Genomic DNA, 1,083 nt, shown 5'->3' with positions numbered 1-1,083 from the left:
CCTCCACCTGCACGGCGTGCCGGTCGACTGGGACGCCGTCCTGCCCGGCGCGCGGCCCGTGCCGCTGCCGACGTACCCGTTCCAGCGGCAGACGTACTGGCTGGCGGCCACCGCGCCGATACCCGTAGCCGTTCCGGACAGGCCGCCGCTCGACGGCCGGCTCGCGACGACGAGCCCGGAGGAGCGCGACGCCCTCCTCCTCAAGCTCGTCCTCGCCGAGACCGCCGCCGTCCTCGGCCGCGGCGCCGACGACCTCGACGCCACCCACGCGTTCTCCGACCTCGGTGTCAACTCCGTCAACGCGATCGAACTGCGGGAACGCATCGCCGCCGCCACCGGCACCCCGCTCCCCGCGACCCTCGTCTTCGACCACCCGTCCCCCGCCGCCGTCGTCCGCGCCCTCGGCGCCCTCCTCGACCGGGGGACGACCGGGCCGGAGCCCACCGCCGCCGACCTGATCGACCGGCTCGCCGCGCTGCTCGCCACCGGCGCCGTCCTCGACCCAGCCGCAGCCACCCGCCTGCGCGACCTCGCCCGGCGCTGCGCCGCGCCCGCCGGCCCGGACCGCCCGGGCGCGGGCCCGGGCGCGGGACCGGGAGCGGGACCGGGACCGGGACCGGGACCGGGACCGGACCTCGACTCGGCCACCGACGAGGAGCTGTTCCGCCTGATGGACGCCGTCGACTGACCCACCCCGACCGCCCCACCACCGCTCTACGGACGCCGCCGACTGATCCGCCCCGACCGCCCGCCCCACCACCGCTCTACGGAGAACCGACCATGACTTCCCCGCCCGCCGCGCCCGCCGCGGCCGACGACGACCTCGTGATCGAGGCGGTCGACGTCGGCATGACCTTCGGCACCGTCCGCGCGCTCGACTCGGTCAGCCTCGCCGTCCCCCGGGGCAGCGTGCTCGCCCTGCTGGGCCACAACGGCGCCGGCAAGACCACCCTGGTCGGCGTCCTCACGACGGCCCTCGCGCCCACCACCGGCCGGGCCAGCGTCGCCGGGTTCGACGTCCGGCGCCGCCCGGCCGAGGTGCGCCGCCGGATCGGCCTCACCGGCCAGTACGCCACCGTCGAC

General features: G+C 77.7%; 2 protein-coding genes. Both read left to right on the top strand.

Going from position 1 to position 1,083, the window contains the following annotated elements:
• On the top strand, positions 1 to 688 hold a 688-nt coding region (locus tag AB0O00_RS41095; protein WP_363659754.1), incomplete at its 5' end, for an acyl carrier protein.
• 92 nt (positions 689 to 780) lie between these two features.
• A partial coding sequence (locus AB0O00_RS41090; protein ID WP_363659753.1) for an ATP-binding cassette domain-containing protein occupies positions 781 to 1,083 on the top strand: 303 nt, incomplete at its 3' end.

It is taken from the genome of Kitasatospora sp. NPDC093558, assembly GCF_040683475.1.
GTDB lineage: Bacteria > Actinomycetota > Actinomycetes > Streptomycetales > Streptomycetaceae > Kitasatospora.
The sequence above is the reverse complement of the archived record's forward strand: the minus strand, read 5'-3'. Positions and strand labels throughout refer to the sequence as shown.